The sequence below is a fragment of the Rhodanobacter panaciterrae genome (assembly GCF_014651895.1).
Classification (GTDB): domain Bacteria; phylum Pseudomonadota; class Gammaproteobacteria; order Xanthomonadales; family Rhodanobacteraceae; genus Rhodanobacter; species Rhodanobacter panaciterrae.
This window is the reverse complement of record NZ_BMXT01000001.1, coordinates 100,834-120,019: the sequence shown is the minus strand read 5'-3', so window position 1 is coordinate 120,019 and position 19,186 is coordinate 100,834. Positions and strand designations below refer to the sequence as shown.

The following is a 19,186-nucleotide window of genomic DNA, read 5'->3' as shown; positions in this document are numbered from 1 at the left end:
GAGGACAGATCCTTACAGGAAGCCGCGCTTCATCTGGTCGCGCTCGATCGACTCGAACAGCGCCTGGAAATTGCCTTCGCCGAAACCTTCGTTGCCCTTGCGCTGGATGATCTCGAAGAAGATCGGGCCGATCGCGTTCTGGGTGAAGATCTGCAGCAGCTTGCGCTGCTTGGTCTCCAGGTCGGCGTCGATCAGTATCTTGTTCTTCGCCAGCCGCGCCACGTCCTCGCCGTGGTTCGGCACGCGCACGTCGATTACTTCGAAATACGCGTCCGGTGTATCGAGGAACTCCACGCCCGCCGCGCGCATCTTTTCCACCGTGGTGTAGATGTCGTCGGTGAAGCAGGCGATGTGCTGGATGCCTTCGCCGTGGTACGCGTCGAGGTATTCGTTGATCTGGCTCTTCGGGTCGTTCGACTCATTGAGCGGAATGCGCACGACGCCGTCTGGCGCGGTCATCGCCTTCGACACCAGGCCGGTCTTGACGCCCTTGATGTCGAAGTAGCGGATCTCGCGGAAATTGAACAGCTTCTCGTAGTAGTCCGACCACTTCTGCATGTTGCCGAAGTAGAGGTTGTGGGTGAGGTGATCGATGAAGGTCAGACCGAAACCTTGCGGGTTTTGATCCGCACCTTCGATCGGCGCGTAGTCGGCATCGTAGATGCTGCCGGCGCTGCCGTACCGGTCGATCAGGTACAGCATGCAGTCGCCGATGCCCTTGACCACCGGCGCGTTCACCGCCTTGCTGTCGGCCTTGTCGGTCACCGCTTCGCCGCCGTTGCCGAGGACCGTGGCCAGCACTTCGTCGGATGGCTTCTTGAAGCGGATCGCAAAACCGCAGGCGCTGGGGCCGTGCTTGTCGGCGAAATCGGCAGCGAACGAATCCGGAGTCTCGTTGACGAGGAAGTTCACGCCGTTCTGCCGGTATACGGTGATCGCGCGCGTCTTGTGCTTGAGCACCGCGCTGAAACCCATCCGCTTGAACAGATCATGCAACTCATCGGCGCGACCGGCCGGCGCGGCGAACTCGACGAATTCGAAACCGTCGATACCCATCGGGTTCTCGAACGTGGTGACCTGCATGCCAAGGTTCGGCTGGGCGTTCATGGCGCTCTCCTGTCTGTCGGTGCACGATGGCAGTGCCTGAGCGTGCCACCATCCGGATAATCGTACGTTATAGTTTCATATGAAACCATTTGCAAGGAACACCGCCGCAATGCCCGCCAAACGTCAGCCTGCCCCCGCCACCGCCGAGCACGCTCCGCTGCAGCTGGAACATTTCCTGCCGTATCGGCTGTCGATCCTGTCCAACACGATCAGTCAGACGATTGCCGACGATTACCAGCGCCGCTACGACATCTCGGTGACCGAATGGCGGGTGATGGCCGTGCTGGCCCGCTTCGACGGACTGTCCGCTCGCGAAGTGGCCGAACGCACCGCGATGGACAAGGTGGCGGTGAGCCGTGCGCTGGCGCGGCTGGTCGCGGCCGGCCGGGTCAGCCGGGCGATCCACGACGACGACAAGCGCCGTTCGGTGCTGGGCCTGACCGAAACAGGCTGGGCCATGCACGACGAAGTCGCGCCGATGGCGCGTGCGCGCGAACGCGAAGTGCTGGCGAAGCTCGACGCCGAGGAACGTGCCTGGCTGGAACGCATCCTCGACAAACTGCAACCGGCGAAGCCCTGAATGCCGCAACAGGAAGGGCGGCCCATGGCCGCCCTCCTTCATGGCGAATCAACTCGACTGGATCAACGTATGCCGTGCATCAGCTTGTTGATCAACGGCGCGATCAGGAACAGCAGGATGCCGCCACCCAGCAGGATCCAGAAACCCATGGTGTAGCCGGACAACGCCGAGTCCACGGTCATCCCGCTCTCGCCACTGACATGTCCGGCGAACAGGCCGGCCAGGTTGTTGCCGATGGCGGTGGACAGGAACCAGCCGCCCATGCCGAGTCCGACCAGCCGCACCGGTGCCAGCTTGGTCACCATCGACAGGCCGATCGGCGACAGGCAAAGCTCGCCGGCGGTCTGCAGCACGTAGCACAGCACCAGCGGCCACAGCGGAATCATGCCGTTGTCACCGACCAGGCTGGACAGGGCGTACATCAGTACTGCGAAACCCAGCGCGTTGCCGATCAGGCCGAGCCCGAACTTGCGCGGAATCGACGGTTCGATGCGACGCTTGTCCAGCCACGCCCACACCAGGGTCACCAGCGGCGCCAGCAGCACGATGGCGACCGGATTGACCGACTGGAACCAGCCGATCGGGAACTCCCAGCCACCAAACATCTGGCGATCGACGATGTGCTGCGCAAGGAAGTTGAACGAGCTGCCGGCCTGCTCGAAGAACATCCAGAACAGCACGTTGAAGGTGAAGATGATCAGCATCGCGATCACCCGCTGGATCTGCACCCGACCGGTGCGGATCGCCTCGACCACCAGCATCACGCCCACGCCGAGGAACAGCGCGGTGAGCAGCCACTGCAGGACCACGGCGCCGGCCTTGGCCATCAGCAGGTAGACCAGCGGAATCGCCACCAGCACACCGAGCGCGACGTAGACCACGCGCATCGGGTTGGCGATCTCCGGCGCCGGCATGCCGACGCGACCGAGCTGGCGCCGACCGAACCAGAACCACACCAGGCTGATCAGCATGCCGACGCCCGAAGCGGCGAACACCACGTGGTAGTTCTGGTGGCCGGGCGTGCCGAACACCTTGGTCGCCAGCATGCTGGTCAGCACCGGCGCGATCAGCGCACCGGCATTGATGCCCATGTAGAACAGGGTGAAACCACGGTCACGACGCGAATCACCCGGCGCATACAACTGCCCGACCATCGAGGAAATATTCGGCTTGAACAGGCCGTTGCCAACGATGATCGTGGCCAGCCCGAGCATGAAGATCTGCTGGTTTGGCACCATCACCATGAACAGACCGGCCGCCATCACCACCGCGCCGAGCAGGATCGAGCGCTGGTAGCCGATGATCTTGTCCGCCACATAACCGCCAAATACGGCGGTGGCGTACACCAGCGCCAGGTACGCGCCATAGGTCCGACTGGCGGAGGCCTGGCCGGCGCTGTCGCCATTGAAGAACTGCGCCACGATGTACAGCGTCAACGCCCAGCGCATGCCGTAGAACGCGAAGCGCTCCCAGAACTCGGCCATGAACAGCATCCACAACGGGCGCGGATGGCCAAGCAGCTGCGGATAATCGGGCACGGCGCGCGGCGTCGTGTCGGTGGCTTGGCTCATGGGTTTCCCTGCTGGCGGGTCGGCACGTCACGTGCGGATACGTAAATTCTTGCGGAAGGTGTAACCGCTGACCACCGCTGCCGTCAAATGCACTGCAACAACGACGCGTCGCTCCCGCACGGAACGCGCCCGGCATGAATGCAGAAGGGCGACCCGAGGACCGCCCCTTCATGTGCCGCTGCCAACCTCCCGAATCAGCGCACGCCGTGCATCAGCATGTTGATCAGTGGCGAGATTAGCAACAACAGCACGCCGGAGTCGGCCAGCAGACCGGACAGGTTGCCGCCCATCGCCAGGCCGACTAGCCGCGATGGTGCTAGCTTGGTCACCATCGACAGACCGATCGGCGACAGACAACCTAGCACAGCTCTATCGGCCCAAACGGGATCAATCCACGGCTATCGAGCAAGTGCAAGGCGTACATCGGCACCGCTGCGACATCTCAGCGACCGAATCGTGGGTAATGGCTATGCTGGCCCGCTTCAACGATCTATCGGCCCGCGAGGCGCGCCGAGCGCACCGCGATAGGCAAGGTTGCGGTGAGCCACGTCTCGGCGAACTGGTCGAAGCCGAGCCCGCCATCGAATCACCCACGGCAACATGTAGTGCTCGATCCTCGGTCTGACCGAGGTGGGCCGGACCATGAACGACGAGTAGCGCCGATAACGCGTGAGCGCGAAGTGCTTGAGAATCTCAACGAAAGAAATCGCAACTGACTGCGTCGCATCCTCGGCAAATTGCTACCGATAAAGCGCTGAAACATGCCGATATGGATACAAAAAGGGCAGCCAACTTTGGCTGCCCTTTTCTTCCACCTGAAAATTCGATCAAGACCACCATTGATATTGAGAACTCAATCCGAACTTCTTTCCCCGAATCATGCCTGTCACTGATGTCACTGATGTCACTGAGTGGTTACTGACAACGGGATACCGCTATTGAAAATGGCCTCTCCCGCCGGAACCGAGATCGGACCGGTGGAGGCGCTGAATGTACATACCACCATGACGGAACACTGTCCCAGATTTGACCACAGCACGAGATCGCTCCCGTTCGACCAGACGATGTCGGCAACGCCATCTCCGTTGTAGTCTGAAGTTGCAGCAATGGTGTAGCCGGCAACTTGCACGGGCACACTCAGACTGACAATTTTTTCGATGGATGCACCGTTCATCAGCCAATAACCCCAGCTAACACCGTCTTTGGTCTGCCAGACGAGATCGTCGCGGCCGTCGCCATCGAGATCACCACGTCCCACTACCTTCCAACTGGCTGGATACGTGGTGATGTATTTCGAAGTGAAGCCACTGCCGGTGCTGAGCCACATGTAAAGATCGTTGTTCGCACTGGTCCACAACACGTCCGACTTGCCATCGCCATTGAAGTCACCGATAGCCGCTGGGTAATAACCTGGCGTGATGTTGAAGATCCGATAGCCAGTGCGCGTGGTGCCATCCATAACCCAGTAGGCGAATTCGTGTGCGTGGTTGTCGACCCACAGCAGATCGTCCTTGCCATCGCCATCGATATCGCCCGCGCCTACTACACTCCAACCGACCGGATAAGTGCCGGCGTATTTCGATGTGTATCCACTGGCACTGCCAAACCAGATGTACAGATCATTGTTGGCGCTGGTCCATACGATATCCGTCACGCCGTCACCATTGAAGTCGCCGATTGCAGCCGGGTAATAACCGGCTGCAATCGCCAGCGACGCGCCTTGGGTTGCACCGGCTGTAGTAATGAGCGTCGTCGAAAAAACACCCGGGCCACTGGCCAGCACACTAGCTCGACCGACTGCGGTGACGTCATCATGCACGGGCACAACCAGCTTGTAGACCCCCGATGGATTAGGCGTTGTGAGCCCCCCGCCCGCCGTACCATAGAACGTCCGCGGCCCGGATTGAACGATGGTGGAAGGGGACCCGCCGTTGGCCGCCGTGCCGTCAATTTTCTGCAGGAGAGTGAACACGCCGTCGGGAGCCAGCTTGTATACGGCACCCAAGCCATTCAGGCTACCGAGAGTGGTTGAACCATATAGATTTCCGTCCGTGCCTTGCACCAACGGACCGGCGGAAAAGCCTTCCTGCTTTACGGTATTGTCGAATGAATGCAGGACGGAAAACGTGCCCGTTTGATCGAGCTCGAAGACCGTCCCGAACCCGTTCGCACCGCCACCCGTCGTAGTTCCGTAGAAGTTTCCATCCACACCCTGAATCAGGTGGCTCACCCTGGTGCCATCGACCGCGCTAGCAAATTGGTGGATCACCGACAGGTTGCCGTCCACTGTGAGCTTGAACAGCACGTCGGCGGTAAGTGGTGCCCCGTTGTAGGTCAGTTGTGATCCAGCCAGCAGGGATCCATAAATGTTGCCATCCGAGCCCACCAAAAAACTCGTCGCGTTGTTGCCAGGGCCATAAAGACTGTAGATGATTTTTTCCTGACCACCCGGCGTTAACTGAAAGATAGTTCCGCCGTTGGAACCGTTGGTGCCTCCCCCGTACAGCGTGAATCCGTAGTAGTTGCCGTCCGGTCCGAGCGTCACACCCATCGGCGTCGCCCCATCGCTCGTGCTAAGGGTGTTGCCGTAAAACGTATGCAATGTAGTGAACTGGCCATCCGGGGAAAGCTTGAATATCGTACCCTGCGGCTGCGGGCCATTTACGGGATCGGTATACGGGCCTCCGGCATAAGTCGTCCCATACACGCTACCGTCGCTCGTCAAACCAACCGATTGAACGAAGGGGACGCTGGCACGACTACCACCTGGAAGTTGCTGGGACCCTTCGTACAGGCCCATGTCGTGAACATCGGTAAATACGCCTGATGGGCTCACCGAATAAATACCGCCTAAGCCGTACATCCCACCCCCAGACCCAAACGTGCCGTACATAGTGCCGTTGGGTGCGATGGCAAAACCAAAACCCGCCGCACCCAGTCCGTCGGCATTCGGAAACTGCATGATCACCTGGTAACGCGCGGGTGCCGCATGGGCGAAATTCACCAGGCACCCGAATAACAGCGTTGCGACAATGACCCTCCATGCTTTCGACACACGCAACTGCACGCAAGGACGCAATCGCGCCCCGAAATTTGATGCCATGTTTGTCCCCCTGAGGAACGACCGTTGTGAAATCAAGCCGCACAGCATCTTCTGCTGTTTGAACCACCCCGACAACAGCAAAAACTTACGATGAATCGTACAAAGCGTCAGCGCACGCCGTGCATCAGCTTGTTGATCAACGGCGAGATCAGCAACAACAGCACACCCGAGCCGGCCAGCAGCCAGAAGCTGAAAGTGAAGCCGCTCAATGCCGAGGCGGCGGTCATACCGCTGTCGCCACTGATATGTCCGGCGAGCAGGCCGGACAGGTTGCCGCCCACCGCCAGCGACAGGAACCAGCCACCCATCGCCAGACCGACCAGCCGCGGCGGCGCCAGTTTGGTCACCATCGATAGCCCGATCGGTGACAGGCACAGCTCGCCCACGGTCTGCAGCACGTAGCACAGCACCAGCGGCCAGAACGGAATCAGCCCAGACGCACCGAGCAGTCGCGACAAGGCATACATCAGCACCGCGAAACCCAGTCCGTTGAAGACCAGGCCGAGGCCGAACTTGCGCGGGATCGACGGCTCGTTTTTGCGCGCCGCCAGAAGACTCCAGACCACGGTGACGACCGGTGCCAGCACGATGATCGCCAGCGGACTCACCGACTGGAACCAGCCGACCGGGAATGTCCAGCCGCCGAACATCTGCCGGTCGACCAGGTTCTCCGCCAGGAAATTGAATGACGTGCCGAGCTGGAAATAGAACATCCAGAACAGGATATTGAAGGCGAAGATGATCAGCATCGCCACCACGCGATCCACCTGTACCCGCCCGTGCCGGACTGCCTCGACCAGCAGCATCACGGCCACGCCGGCGAACAGCACGCCCAGCATCCATGACAGTCCGGTGGTGACAAACGCCAGCAGCAGATACACCAGCGGCACCGCGACGATCATGCCCAGCAACACCCACACCACGCGCATCCGGCCGGCAGCCTCCGGCGCTGGCCGACCTACGCCCTGCAGTCCGCGTCGTCCGAACCAGAACCACAGCAGGCTAAGCAGCATGCCGACGCCGGCAGCGCCGAACACGATCCGGTAGTTCTGCTGCATCGGCGTGTCGGTGAAATAACCGGCCATCCAGCCGGTCAGCAGCGGCGCCAGCAACGCACCGCCGTTGATGCCCATGTAGAACAAGGTGAAGCCGCGATCGCGACGCGGGTCATCCCGTCCATACAGCTGCCCGACCATGGTGGAGATGTTCGGTTTGAACAGTCCGTTGCCGACGATCACCATCGCCAGGCCGACCAGGAAGATTTCGCGACTCGGCAGCATGACGACGAACAAGCCGAGCGCCATCACCAGCGCACCGAGCAGGATCGAGCGCTGGTAGCCGATGACCTTGTCCGCCACATAGCCGCCGAAGATGCTGGAGGCGTAGATGAGTGCGGTATACGCACCGAAGATGCTGCTGGCCCAGGCCTGGCCGGAGGCGTCGCCGTTGTAGAAATGCGCCACGATGTACAGCGCCAGCGCCCAGCTCACACTGTAGAACGCGAAGCGCTCCCAGAACTCGGTCATGAACAGCATCCACAACGGACGCGGATGGCCGAGCATCTGCGGATAGCTCGGTGCGGCGCTTGTCTCGACAGCCTGGTTCATGGATTCCCCTCAAGGTGTCATTTGTAGGAGCCCGCTCGCGGGCGATGCTTTTGCTTTGGGATTGGAGACTCAGATCAAGAGCATCGCCCGCCAGCGGGCTCCTACGAAAGTGTCAGCTGCCCAGCACGGTGCGCACGTCCAGCAGCTCGGGGAAGAACTCCAGATCGAGCGCCTTCTTCAAAAAGCTCACGCCAGACGAACCACCGGTGCCGCGACGATGGCCGATGATCCGCTCCACCGTTTTCATGTGACGGAAACGCCACAGCTGAAAACTCCCTTCCACGTCCACCAGCTGCTCGCACATGTGATATTCCGGCCAGAAATCCGCGCGCCCCTCGTAGATGCGCTTGAGCACCGGCAGCAGCGCCTCGCTGCGCTGATACGCCTGGCTCCAGTCGCGCTGCAGCAGTTCGGCCGGCACCGCATGACCACGCCGCGCCAGGTAGCGCAGGAATTCGTCGTACAGGCTGGGCGCTTCCAGCACCGCGCGCAGCTCGGCCTGCGCGGCCGGATCGTGGGCGAACACCTTGAGCATGCCGGCGTTCTTGTTGCCGAGCAGAAACTCGATCTGCCGGTACTGCAGCGACTGGAAGCCGGACGACGGCCCCAGCACGCCGCGAAACTCCAAGTACTCCGATGGCGTCAATGTCTCCAGCACCGCCCACTGCTCGAACAGCTGGCGCTGCACCTGCTTCACCCGCGCAAGGATCTTCAGGCAGGCGTCGATGTCGTCGACCTGCAGATGCGCCACAGCTGCCTTCAGCTCATGGATCAGCAGCTTCATCCACAACTCGGACACCTGATGCTGCACGATGAACAGCATCTCGTCGTGATGCGGCGGCTGGCTCAGCGGCTGCTGCGCAGACAGCAACGTGTCCAGATGCAGGTAACCACCGTAGGTCATCTGACCGTTGAGGTCGGTCTGGATGCCGGCTTCGATATCGCGCTGGTTCTCGCTCATGCTGCTAGGCAGTCCGGCAAAAGACGGTCATTTTAGCGGCTGTCGCAAGCCACCCCGTACGCCCCCGCATGCTGCACCGTACCTTGCAGTGCAACATGCTCGCCTGTTATCAAGCGCGGTCTTATCCGGACATACGGCCTTCACCGACTCCCGGTAAAATGTCGTGTTCCCTGCTTACCCCCTCTCTTCCTCACCCCGGAGCGAGTCGTGACCATCGCCGCCAAGTTTGAAATCGAATACCTGCAATACCTCGATGCCGAGGGCAAGCAGGTCCGTGACGATCTGCCCGAGTTCGCCAAGGACCTCGGCCACATGGTCGAGCTGTACAAGCTGATGCTGTCGACCCGCGTGTTCGACGCCAAGTCGATCGCGCTGCAGCGCACCGGCAAGCTCGGCACCTATGCCAGCTGCCTCGGCCACGAAGCCGCGCATGTCGGCATCGGCAGCGCGATGCGACCCGAAGATGTATATGCGCCAAGCTATCGCGAATACGGCGCCCAGCTGTATCGCGGCGTGCAGCCGCGCGAGGTCTACATGTACTGGGGTGGCGACGAGCGCGGCAACGACTACCAGAAGGAGCCGGCACGCCACGATTTCGCCTGGTCGGTGCCGATCGCCACGCAGTGCCTGCATGCCGCGGGTTCCGCGCTGGCGTTCAAGATCCGCGGCGAGAAGCGCGTGGCGGTGTGCACGATCGGCGACGGCGGCTCGTCCAAGGGCGACTTCTACGGTGCCATCAACATCGCCGGCGCGCAGAACCTGCCGCTGGTGGCGGTGATCGTCAACAACCAGTGGGCGATCTCGGTGCCGCGCAAGATCCAGTCCGGCGCGCCCACGCTGGCACAGAAAGGCATCGCCGCCGGCCTGTTCTCGATCCAGGTCGACGGCAACGACATCATCGCCGTACGCAAGGCGATGGAAGACGCGCTGGAGCGCGCGCGCAGCGGCAAGGGTGGCAGCGTGATCGAGGCGGTGACCTATCGCCTCGGCGACCACACCACCGCCGACGACGCACGCCGTTACCGCGGCGAGCAGGAAGTGAAGGACGGCTGGGAAAAGGAGCCGATGAAGCGCCTGCGCAACTGGCTGGTGGCCAAGGGCGTGTGGGACGACGCGAAGGAAGAGGCCTGGAAGGCCGAGTGCGACGAGTGGATGGACAACGAGGTGAACGCCTACCTCGAAACCAAGACCCAGCCGGTCTCGGCGATGTTCGACTACATCTTCGCCGAAGTCCCCGCCGATCTCGCCAAGCAGCGCGATTACGTCCTCTCGCTTGAAACCAAGGGTCATTGAGTCATGGCACAAATCACTCTCATCGAAGCAGTCACCCAGGCACTCGCCTATGAGATGGCCCACGACGACAGCGTCATGGTGCTGGGCGAGGACGTCGGCCTCAACGGTGGCGTGTTCCGCGCCACCCAGGGCCTGCAGGAGAAATTCGGCGAGCTGCGCGTGCTCGACACGCCGCTGGACGAAACCACCATTGCCGGCGTCACCGTCGGTCTCGCCGTGCAGGGCATGAAGCCGGTCGCCGAGGCGCAGTTCGAAGGCTTCATCTATCCGATGATGGAGCAGATCGCCTGCCACGCCGCACGCATGCGCAACCGCACCCGCGGCCGCCTCACCGTGCCGGCGGTGTTCCGCGCGCCGTGGGGTGGCGGCATCCGCGCGCCGGAGCATCACTCCGAGGCGAACGAGCACCTGTTCACCAATATCCCCGGCCTGCGCGTGGTGATGCCCTCGTCGCCGGCGCGCGCCTACGGCCTGCTGCTGGCGGCGATCCGCGATCCGGATCCGGTGATGTTCTTCGAGCCGAAGCGCATCTATCGCCAGTACAAGGAAGAAGTGCCGGACGACGGCGAGGCGTTGCCGCTGGACGTGTGCTTCGTGCTGCGCGACGGCACCGACGTGACCCTGGTGACCTGGGGCGCGCAGGTGAAGGAGGCGCTGGAAGCTGCCGACGAACTGGCCAGCCAGGGCATCAGCGCCGAAGTGATCGACGTCGCCACGCTGACCCCGCTGGACTTCGACACCATTGCCGAATCGGTGCAGAAGACCGGCCGCTGCGTGATCGTGCACGAAGCACCCAAGACCGCCGGCTTCGGCGCGGAGATCGCTGCCCGCTTGGCCGAGGAGTGCATGTACGACCTGCTCGCGCCGGTCGAGCGTGTCACTGGTTTCGACACGCACATCCCGCTGTTTCGCCTGGAAATGAAATACATGCCGAGCGTGGAGCGCGTCGTCGACGCGGCGAAGCGTACGCTAGCGGCAAGCTAAGTCTCGCTCCTCCCCCTGCTTGCAGGGGGAGGCCGGGAGGGGGTAAAGCTCTTGATCTGAAACTCAGGCAAAGAGCACCCCACCCCAGCCCTCCCCTGCATGCAGGGGAGGGAGCAAACCGGACAACTCATACCTGGAAATCTGCTCATGGCTGATATCAAGACGTTCTACCTGCCCGACCTCGGCGAAGGCCTGCCCGACGCGACCATCGTCGAGTGGCACGTGAAGGTGGGCGACAGCATCAAGCTCGACGCCCCGCTGTGCTCGATGGAAACCGCCAAGGCGGTCGTCGACGTGCCCTCGCCGTACACCGGCAAAGTGACCAAGCTGCACGGCGCCGCCGGCGACATCATCGAGACCGGTTCCGCGCTGGCCGAGTTCGAGCCGGATGCGAACGCCAAGCAGCGCGCCGAATCGCAGGACACGGGCCACCAGCATGGCCCGAAGAAAAGTGTCGGCAGCCCAGCCACGGACGACAGCCACAAGGTGGTCGCTTCGGATGAGGGTGGCGAAGTCGAAGAGACTGCCGCGGCACGCGAAGACGAAGGCACCGTGGTCGGCGCGATGGTCAGCGGCAGTCATGTGCACGTCGAACAGGCCGCCAACATCGGCGGCGTGAAGGCCGTGCCCGCGGTGCGCGCGCTGGCGAAGAAGCTCAAGGTCGACCTGACCCGCGTGCGCCCGAGCGGCGCCGATGGCGTGGTCACCATGAAGGATGTGAAGGACGCCGCCGCCAACGGTTCGGCTGCGCTCGGTGCTGCGCCGGCACGCAGTGTGCCCCGCAGTGTGCCCGCCTCCGCCGGTCGCCATCTTGCGCCCGAACTGCCGCAGCCTGAAGCCGCCCGTACACCGGTGTCGCTCGCCGGCAAACCGGTGCGCACCGCACCGCCGTCGCAGCAGGCCAGCGGCCAGCCGGAACAACTGAAGGGCGTACGTCGCAACATGGCCCGCGTGATGGCCGACGCCCACGCGCAGGTCGTGCCGACCACCCTCGTCGACGACGCCGACCTGCATGCCTGGATCGGCAAGCAGGACATCACCGCGCGCCTGATCCGCGCGATCGTGTTTGCCTGCAAGACGGTGCCGGGCTTGAACGCGTGGTTCGACGGCAAGAACCTCACCCGTACCCTGCATCCGCATGTCGACATCGGCATCGCGGTGGATACCGACGACGGCCTGTTCGTGCCGGCGCTGCGCAACGCCGACGTGCTCGACGGTGCCGGCATCCGCGCTGCGATCAAGCGCCTGCGCACGCAGGTCGAGGATCGTTCCATCCCGGCGTCGGAGCTGTCCGGCTACACCATCAGTCTGTCCAACTTCGGCATGTTCGCCGGCCGCTACGCCACGCCCGTCGTGGTGCCGCCGACCGTCGCCATCGTCGGCGCCGGCAAGCTCAGCCACGACGTGGTCGCGGTGATCGGCGGCATCGAAGTGCATCGCCGCATGCCGCTGTCGCTGACCTTCGATCATCGTGCCGCCACCGGCGGTGAAGCCGCGCGCTTCCTCAAGGCGATGCTCGACGATCTGGCGCTGCCGAACTGAGCTGGCTGCACATGTAAAACAAACAGGGCGCCCTCGGGCGCCCTGTTTGTTTCTTTCACTAGCGATCAGTAATCGCGCACGTCCAGCAACATGAAACAGCGCGCGCTGTAGTCGCCAGCCTGCGGCCACGCCACCGCGGTCAGCGCCAAGGTCCCGGCCGTCCACAACTCGTTGTCGAGCAACGCCTCGCTGCGCGAGTCGTCCCCGGCAGCAGTATGGCTGTGCACCAGGCGCAGCCAGTGCAGCTCGGGCGTCAGCGCTTCGCGTTTCACCGCAGCCTCGATCGCCGCCAACGCCTCGGCCGGAATGCTCACGGCATCAGCGGTCGTGCCACGCACGTTGAACGGACCGACGAATACGTCCCAGGTACGCACGCCGATATCCCACGCGGCAATCTGCATCTTGCGCTCGTCGGTGACGTACCAGCAGGCCGCCAGCAAGATGTGGAACGCATTCTGCTCGAATGCGTGCAGGGCATCGCGACAACCGGCGTCACCACCACCGATACCGGCGAAGCTCTCCTCGATGCGACGCTCCTCGCTCAGCACCACGTCGATATCGAGACGACCCGGCTCGCCTGCAATGCCCTCATGCCACTCGGCACGGATCGCGGGAAAATCGTCATCGGTGACCAGCCAGCCGTCCTCGTCCGCATCCAGTTCGACATCGTGCCGCTCGAACAGCCGCAGCAGGTATTTCTGTAGTGCCGCACTATTCATCGTCAGTCCCGATTGTCTGCATTGGCCGTTGTCGGCAACTCGCGCCAGGTCAGATACACGCGCAGATCGAACTCGAGTTGATGGTAGTCCGGCAACATGTACTGGCACAGCTGGTAGAACGCCTTGTTGTGATCGTATTCCTTCAGGTGCGCCAGTTCGTGCACCACGATCATCTGCAGGAACTCCGGCGCGGCCGCCTTGAACAACGCGGCCACCCGGATTTCCTTCTTCGCCTTGAGCTTGCCGCCCTGCACGCGCGAGATCGCAGTGTGCAGGCCCAGCGCATTGCGCACCACGTCGAGCTTGCTGTCGTACAGCACTTTGTCGATGCCCGGCGCGTTCTTCAGATGCTGCTGTTTAAGATCCATCGTGTAGGCATACAGCGCCTTGTCGCTCTGCACCGGATGGCGTTCCGGATAGCGCTTGGCCAGATGCTCGCCGAGGCGCTCCTGCGCAATCAGCTCGCGCACCTTGTCCTGCAAGGTGGTCGGGTAGGCCTGGAGATATTTGAGCGGGATCATGCCGGGTATTCTCGCACTGCACCGGTTCACGCGCTTCGGCGTAGAACAGCCACTTCGATTATCCGCGGAGGTGTCCCATGCATCACAGTCGGCTCAGCACCATCGTCATCGATTGCGACATCGACCATCTCGACGTGGCTACCGCGTTCTGGAGCCACGCGCTCGGCAAACCGGTCGCCAGTGCCGACCAGGATGGCGATGGCAGGTACGCCGAACTGCAGACCGCCGCGGACGAGCCGATCATCCTGCTGCAGAAAGTGGACCACGCCAGCCGCGTGCATCTGGATATCGAGACCGACGACCTGGACGCGGAGGTGGCCCGACTGGAAAAGCTCGGCGCTCACCGTGTTGCACTAGTGCGCGATCGCTGGTGGGTGATGGAGGCACCCAGCGGCCATCGCTTCTGCGTGGTGCAGCCGCAGCGCGCGGCGTTCGGGCCGCACCTCAATCGTTGGGACTGAACTCTAGATATCGAAGCGGTAGCTGACCTTGACCAGTAACTGTTCGTCGTCGCGCAGCGCGAAGCTGTTGTTGAACACGTCGGTCGTGCTGTGCGCAAAGTCGTCCTGCGCATAGCCGCCGCGACCGTAGACCACATACAGATAGGACAGCGGTGCCAGTTCGTAGCGATAACGGATCTGCAGGCCGAGATTGCGCACGCTGAAGTCATCGACCGGGTCATCCGTGGCGACGGCGCGCCCGTTGCCGCCGACGCGATAGCCGCCACGCGTGCGTGCATCCAGTCCGATCGCCTGCAGTTTGAGCCGCAGCTCCTGGCGGCTGTCAATGTTCCAGTCGAAGCCGGCGTCGAGTTCCAGGCTGTGCTCGTTGAAGCGGCCGATAAGGTTGTCGTGCTGCCACACCAGCCAGTCCGGTACGTGCTCGTAGTACGGGCCGGCATACACGCTGAAGGCGTCGCTAATGAAGTACGTCGGCAGGAGTTTGACGTTGTAGCCGATCTGGCGATTGCCGCTGAGACCGCCACTGACGACCTCCGCATCCAGCTTGAACGCCCAGTCGCCATGGCGCGGGCTGATCCGCTCGTACGCAAGGTCCACCGAAGGCGGCAGGAAAAGCGCGCCGTGACCGCGGGTCAGCAGGTCGTCCCAGCCGGCGCTGTTGAAGTTGAACTGCACCTGGTCGGTGGCGCCGTTGCGCAGGTTGCTGAGGTCGCCGATGCGCAACTGGCGACGCAGGCGCAGGCCGTGATCGTTGTCCAGCGCATCGATGCGGAACTGCAAATCATGCGAGCTGTACGCCGAGTCGGCCGGCAAGTCGGTAAAGCGCTTGCGCACTTCCCAGTGGCCATAGTTGAAGTTGTTGCGCGACAGGTAGCCGAAGTCATTGACCTGCAGCTGATCGCCGAAATGCATGCCCAGCCACTGCTGGCGCCAGCCGCCGCCCATCTCATAATTGGCCACCAGAGTCGCCCCGCTGTCACGCGTATGCGTGCCGTACTGCAGGATGTCGCTGGCGATCACGTTGGTCGCGATGGTCCACTGCGGCGTCGGCCGCCAATGGTGATCGACGCCGAGTACGGTCGCCTCGCGGTCCAGCCACGGCCGATCGACGCGGGTCAGCAGCATGCCCAGGCTCTGGTCGCCGAAGTCGTGGGTCACCCGGGCAGCACCGAAGAACCGGCCCGCCTCGCCATCCTCGTCCGCCGCCATCACGCCGTAGCTAGTGGTGCCGACGCTGCCATTGAGCTTGATCGCGGCATTGATGTCGGCGGCGCCATGGCCATCGTCGGATGGGCCACCGACGCGCCGGGTATAGACGAGCTGGCTGTTGTCGTCGAGCAGACTGAAATCGAAGATGCCCTGGTTCTCGGTGAAGAACGGTCGCTTGTCGGCGACGTAGGTCTCGGTAGCGCCGAAGTTGACTACCAGGTCATCGCTTTCGACCTGCCCAAAGTCCGGATTCAGCGCCGCGGTCAACTGGAACTGGCCGTTCGGCTTCCACAGGAGGTCGGCGCCTTCCTGCAAGTGGCTGCGACCACGCACGTTGTCATACAGGCCGGACACGTACGGCGTGATCGCCAGCAGCGACTGGCTGTACTGCGGCACTTCGACCCGGCTGAACTCGGACAGGAAGCGCGGGCGCGTGAAGCTGGCGGCCGGCCACGCCACGCGTTCGCCGGTCGTGCCGACGACGCGATCGAGATACACACCGAGCGTACGCTTGCCGTCGCGGGCCGTATGCATCGGCGCGATGTACCACGGGATCAGGATCTCGACACTCCAGCCGGCGGCGTCCTCGCTGACCGCATGCTGCCAATTGCCGTCCCAGTCCTTGTTGAAATTGTTTTCGTTGGTGACCACGGCGTCATTGATGCCGCCGGTCGAGCTGACCACGAAGTCGTAGCCAGTGCGTCCATCGCCATCGAAGTCGACCATCAGGTTGACGCGATCGACCTGATCCTCGAAGTCGCGCTGCACGCGCTGTCGCGTGCGCGGCACATCCGCCGGCTGCTCGCAGCGAAAGGCCACGGCGAGGCCTTCCGGCGTGGCCAGGATCCACGCCTCGGTATGCAGGGAGCCCGGCTTGCCGCTGAGCGGCTGGGTCTGGCGGAAATCGGTGATGTGGCGCGCGCCCTTCCATTCATCGGGCTTGATGTGGCCGTCGATATCGACAGCCCATGCAGACGCCGATGGCAGCGCAAAGATCACAAACAGCAGGCATGCCATGCGCATGTCGTGGGGGATTTCCAGATAATGCTGCGCAGGATTGCGCCACGTGGCGATGAATTCGCCGCGTCATATGGATGCATAGATTGCACTTTGCGTTTAGCTGTCATCGACAGCCATAAGTCACGCATGACTTGTGGCTGGTCGCTGCTCGCCGTGATTGACGGCTACTGCTTCACGCGCAATAGCGTCGTCGACACGGCACTACTGCCATCGGGCAGAGAGTCAGCGGCGACGTCCCCAGATCACATGGCGCAGCAACATCGCCAGCACCAGTACAGCAGTGAATGCGCCGTAGCCGTACAACGCGGGCAGCACCTGTTGCCAGATCGCGCCGCTGGAGCGCCCGAAGCCGTCGACCACCGGCAATTCGGCCATGTCGAAACCGATCACCGCACACTGCGCGGCGGCAATCAGCGCCAGCAGCAAGGCGGCGACATCCAGCACGCGGCGGCCCGACGTGCGCGGCAGACTCTTCGGATAGGCCCAATAGGCCCAGCACAGAATCAGCAGCCACGGCGCAAGCAGCAGGATGGCGAGGTAACGCATCGGTCAATCACTCATGAATCGCGACGCATCATTCCTGCGCGGCGAGTTGATCCAGTGCCTCATGCAGTCGCGCGAGGGCGTCGTTGCGTGCCGATTCGTCGCGGTGCTCGGGCGTGCTGGCAACCGGCTCGCCATCCAGCACCAAGGCCATGCCTGATGACTGGGCCTGCACCACGGCAGCGGCCGCACCCAGCGTCTTGAGGCGCTTCTGCAGCGCACCGGCCGCTTTCGGATCGGTGAACGGCATCGACAGCAGCAACTCCTCGCCGTCCGCGGAGAACAGGCGAAAACGGAAGTTACCATCGGCGTCGCGGAAACTGGCGAAGCGCGGCATTTTGCCCTGCTTCGGCGTCGCCTTCGGCTGGCCTGTCGTCGTTGTCACCGCAGTGGCCGAACGCAGACCCAGCGCATCGCGCAAAGCGACGATTTTCGGCGTGGCGATCGCGCGTGCCTTCTGCGCACCCTGCTGCAGGATCGCCTCGATCGCTGCCGGGTCGGCCATGAACGCCTCGTAGCGTTCGCGCATCGGCGCCACATCGGACTCGATCCGTTCGTACAGCACCTGCTTCGCCTCGCCCCAGCCGAGGCCGTCGATCAGCGCCTGACGGAATGCAGAAGTTTCGGTCTCGCAGGCGAAGGCACGAAAGATCGTGAACAACGCGGAGTTGTCGGGATCCTTCGCCTCACCCGGCAGGCGCGAGTCGGTGACGATGCGCATGATCGTTTCGCGAAGCTGCTTCTTGCCGCCGGCGAACAGCGGGATGGTGTTGTCGTAGCTCTTCGACATCTTGCGCCCGTCAAGACCCGGCAGCGTGGCCACCTGTTCCTCGATCAGCGCCTCCGGCAGCACGAAGAACTCGCGGCCGTGGATATGGTTGAAGCGCTGGCCAAGATCGCGCGCCATCTCGATGTGCTGGATCTGGTCGCGCCCGACCGGCACCTTGTGCGCGTCGAACGCGAGAATGTCGGCCGCCATCAGCACCGGATACATGTACAGGCCGGCGGTGATGCCGGCATCGGCGTCCTCGCCGGTTTCTGTATTCCGGTCCACCGCCGCCTTGTACGCATGCGCGCGATTGAGCATGCCCTTGGACGCGACGCAGGTGAGAAACCAGGTCAACTCCGGAATTTCCGGAATGTCCGACTGGCGATAAAACGTGACCCGTGCCGGATCGAGCCCGGCTGCCAACCACGTGGCGGCGATCTCCAGTCGCGAACGTTCGATCCGCGCCGCGTCGTCGCTCTTGATCAGCGCGTGGTAATCGGCCATGAAATAGAACGCATCGACGTCGTCGCGCCGACTGGCTTCGACGGCGGGGCGAATCGCACCCACGTAATTGCCAAGATGCGGCGTGCCGGTGGTGGTGATGCCGGTCAGGACTCGGGTATTCATGCTGCGTCGCGCAAGTAAAACGCCAGTCTACGACATCCCGCGCGGCACCTCGACCAGCCAGCCCTTCCGCGGCAAGGGTTTCGACCGTCGGGTTGCTCCTCGCGAAAACAGGCGGGCCGGCTCACTTCGCCACGACTGGTGCTGTCCCTTGCCAAAAAAATCACGTCTGCCGGTTCAGATTCTGCCGACCCATGATCGTTCGCAAAGGAGATTCAGCCATGAGTGGCAAGTTCACGGTATTCACTGGCAAGAACGGCGAGACCTACTTCAATCTGAAGGCCGGCAATGGCGAGATCATCCTCAAGAGCGAGGGCTACAAGGACAAGTCCGGTGCGCACAATGGCATCGAGTCGGTGCGCAAGAACGCAGCCAATGCGGCGCACTACGAGAAGAAGACCTCGGTCAACGGCAAATTCCACTTCAATCTCAAGGCCGCCAACCATCAGGTCATCGGCAGCAGCGAAATGTATGAAAGCGAGCACTCGCGCGATGCGGGTATCGCCTCGGTGATGGCGAACGCGCCGGACGCCAAGCTCGTTGAGGAGTGAGCGCAACGGCGCGCCCCTTTC

The 19,186-nt window shown here is 62.7% G+C and carries 16 protein-coding genes and 1 pseudogene; 6 read left to right on the top strand and 11 right to left on the bottom strand.

The features are described from left to right. Positions 1 to 12: 12 nt before the first annotated feature. The gene (gene hppD, locus IE071_RS00550) at positions 13 to 1,107 is read right to left on the bottom strand and encodes a 4-hydroxyphenylpyruvate dioxygenase (RefSeq protein ID WP_189439245.1); all 1,095 of its coding nucleotides are present in this window, start codon (positions 1,105 to 1,107) and stop codon (positions 13 to 15) included. Positions 1,108 to 1,216: 109 nt separating this feature from the next. Between hppD and IE071_RS00545 the strand changes: the two genes are divergently transcribed. Then, positions 1,217 to 1,687: a MarR family winged helix-turn-helix transcriptional regulator gene (locus IE071_RS00545; protein WP_189439244.1), complete on the top strand. Its 471-nt coding sequence runs from the start codon at positions 1,217 to 1,219 to the stop codon at positions 1,685 to 1,687. A gap of 62 nt (positions 1,688 to 1,749) precedes the next feature. Here the strand turns inward: IE071_RS00545 and IE071_RS00540 are convergent, their stop codons facing one another. The 5 genes and pseudogenes from IE071_RS00540 to IE071_RS00520 all read right to left on the bottom strand — a co-directional run bounded on the left by IE071_RS00540 (position 1,750) and on the right by IE071_RS00520 (position 8,929). Beyond that, a complete protein-coding gene (locus IE071_RS00540; RefSeq protein ID WP_189439243.1) occupies positions 1,750 to 3,258 on the bottom strand; it encodes a peptide MFS transporter in 1,509 nt (502 codons plus the stop codon). 194 nt (positions 3,259 to 3,452) lie between these two features. After that, positions 3,453 to 3,614 (bottom strand): annotated as a pseudogene (locus tag IE071_RS00535) (MFS transporter); the annotation flags it as partial. Between the two features lie 548 nt (positions 3,615 to 4,162). Further along, entirely contained in the window at positions 4,163 to 6,361 is a 2,199-nt protein-coding gene (locus IE071_RS00530) for a choice-of-anchor tandem repeat GloVer-containing protein (RefSeq protein WP_189439242.1), read from the bottom strand. A gap of 107 nt (positions 6,362 to 6,468) precedes the next feature. Then, entirely contained in the window at positions 6,469 to 7,968 is a 1,500-nt protein-coding gene (locus tag IE071_RS00525) for a peptide MFS transporter (protein WP_189439241.1), read from the bottom strand. Positions 7,969 to 8,080: 112 nt separating this feature from the next. Further along, on the bottom strand, positions 8,081 to 8,929 hold the full coding sequence (locus tag IE071_RS00520; protein ID WP_189439240.1) for a tryptophan 2,3-dioxygenase: 849 nt from the start codon (positions 8,927 to 8,929) through the stop codon (positions 8,081 to 8,083). 207 nt (positions 8,930 to 9,136) lie between these two features. On the opposite strand from IE071_RS00520, the gene pdhA reads away from it, so the two are divergent. The 3 genes from pdhA to IE071_RS00505 all read left to right on the top strand — a co-directional run bounded on the left by pdhA (position 9,137) and on the right by IE071_RS00505 (position 12,748). Then, on the top strand, positions 9,137 to 10,222 hold the full coding sequence (gene pdhA / locus IE071_RS00515; RefSeq protein ID WP_077446002.1) for a pyruvate dehydrogenase (acetyl-transferring) E1 component subunit alpha: 1,086 nt from the start codon (positions 9,137 to 9,139) through the stop codon (positions 10,220 to 10,222). A gap of 3 nt (positions 10,223 to 10,225) precedes the next feature. Next, complete coding sequence (locus IE071_RS00510) at positions 10,226 to 11,206, top strand: alpha-ketoacid dehydrogenase subunit beta (protein ID WP_189439239.1); 981 nt, start codon at positions 10,226 to 10,228, stop codon at positions 11,204 to 11,206. A gap of 147 nt (positions 11,207 to 11,353) precedes the next feature. Next, positions 11,354 to 12,748: a dihydrolipoamide acetyltransferase family protein gene (locus IE071_RS00505; RefSeq protein WP_189439238.1), complete on the top strand. Its 1,395-nt coding sequence runs from the start codon at positions 11,354 to 11,356 to the stop codon at positions 12,746 to 12,748. 65 nt (positions 12,749 to 12,813) lie between these two features. On the opposite strand, the gene IE071_RS00500 is transcribed toward IE071_RS00505, so the two are convergent. After that, entirely contained in the window at positions 12,814 to 13,467 is a 654-nt protein-coding gene (locus IE071_RS00500; RefSeq protein ID WP_189439237.1) for a DUF6348 family protein, read from the bottom strand. Between the two features lie 2 nt (positions 13,468 to 13,469). Then, positions 13,470 to 13,988 (bottom strand): M48 metallopeptidase family protein, encoded by a 519-nt coding sequence (locus tag IE071_RS00495; protein WP_189439236.1) that lies wholly within the window; start codon positions 13,986 to 13,988, stop codon positions 13,470 to 13,472. A gap of 77 nt (positions 13,989 to 14,065) precedes the next feature. Between IE071_RS00495 and IE071_RS00490 the strand changes: the two genes are divergently transcribed. Continuing rightward, on the top strand, positions 14,066 to 14,449 hold the full coding sequence (locus tag IE071_RS00490) for a VOC family protein (RefSeq protein ID WP_189439235.1): 384 nt from the start codon (positions 14,066 to 14,068) through the stop codon (positions 14,447 to 14,449). A gap of 3 nt (positions 14,450 to 14,452) precedes the next feature. On the opposite strand, the gene IE071_RS00485 is transcribed toward IE071_RS00490, so the two are convergent. The 3 genes from IE071_RS00485 to IE071_RS00475 all read right to left on the bottom strand — a co-directional run bounded on the left by IE071_RS00485 (position 14,453) and on the right by IE071_RS00475 (position 18,617). After that, positions 14,453 to 16,675 carry a DUF5916 domain-containing protein gene (locus IE071_RS00485; protein ID WP_229792685.1) on the bottom strand — a complete coding sequence of 741 codons (2,223 nt, stop codon included), beginning with the start codon at positions 16,673 to 16,675 and terminating at the stop codon, positions 14,453 to 14,455. 225 nt (positions 16,676 to 16,900) lie between these two features. Continuing rightward, positions 16,901 to 17,224 (bottom strand): hypothetical protein, encoded by a 324-nt coding sequence (locus IE071_RS00480; protein ID WP_189439233.1) that lies wholly within the window; start codon positions 17,222 to 17,224, stop codon positions 16,901 to 16,903. A gap of 28 nt (positions 17,225 to 17,252) precedes the next feature. Further along, positions 17,253 to 18,617 carry a tryptophan--tRNA ligase gene (locus IE071_RS00475; protein WP_189439232.1) on the bottom strand — a complete coding sequence of 455 codons (1,365 nt, stop codon included), beginning with the start codon at positions 18,615 to 18,617 and terminating at the stop codon, positions 17,253 to 17,255. 218 nt (positions 18,618 to 18,835) lie between these two features. Between IE071_RS00475 and IE071_RS00470 the strand changes: the two genes are divergently transcribed. Continuing rightward, positions 18,836 to 19,165 carry a YegP family protein gene (locus IE071_RS00470; protein ID WP_189439231.1) on the top strand — a complete coding sequence of 110 codons (330 nt, stop codon included), beginning with the start codon at positions 18,836 to 18,838 and terminating at the stop codon, positions 19,163 to 19,165. Positions 19,166 to 19,186: the final 21 nt, after the last annotated feature.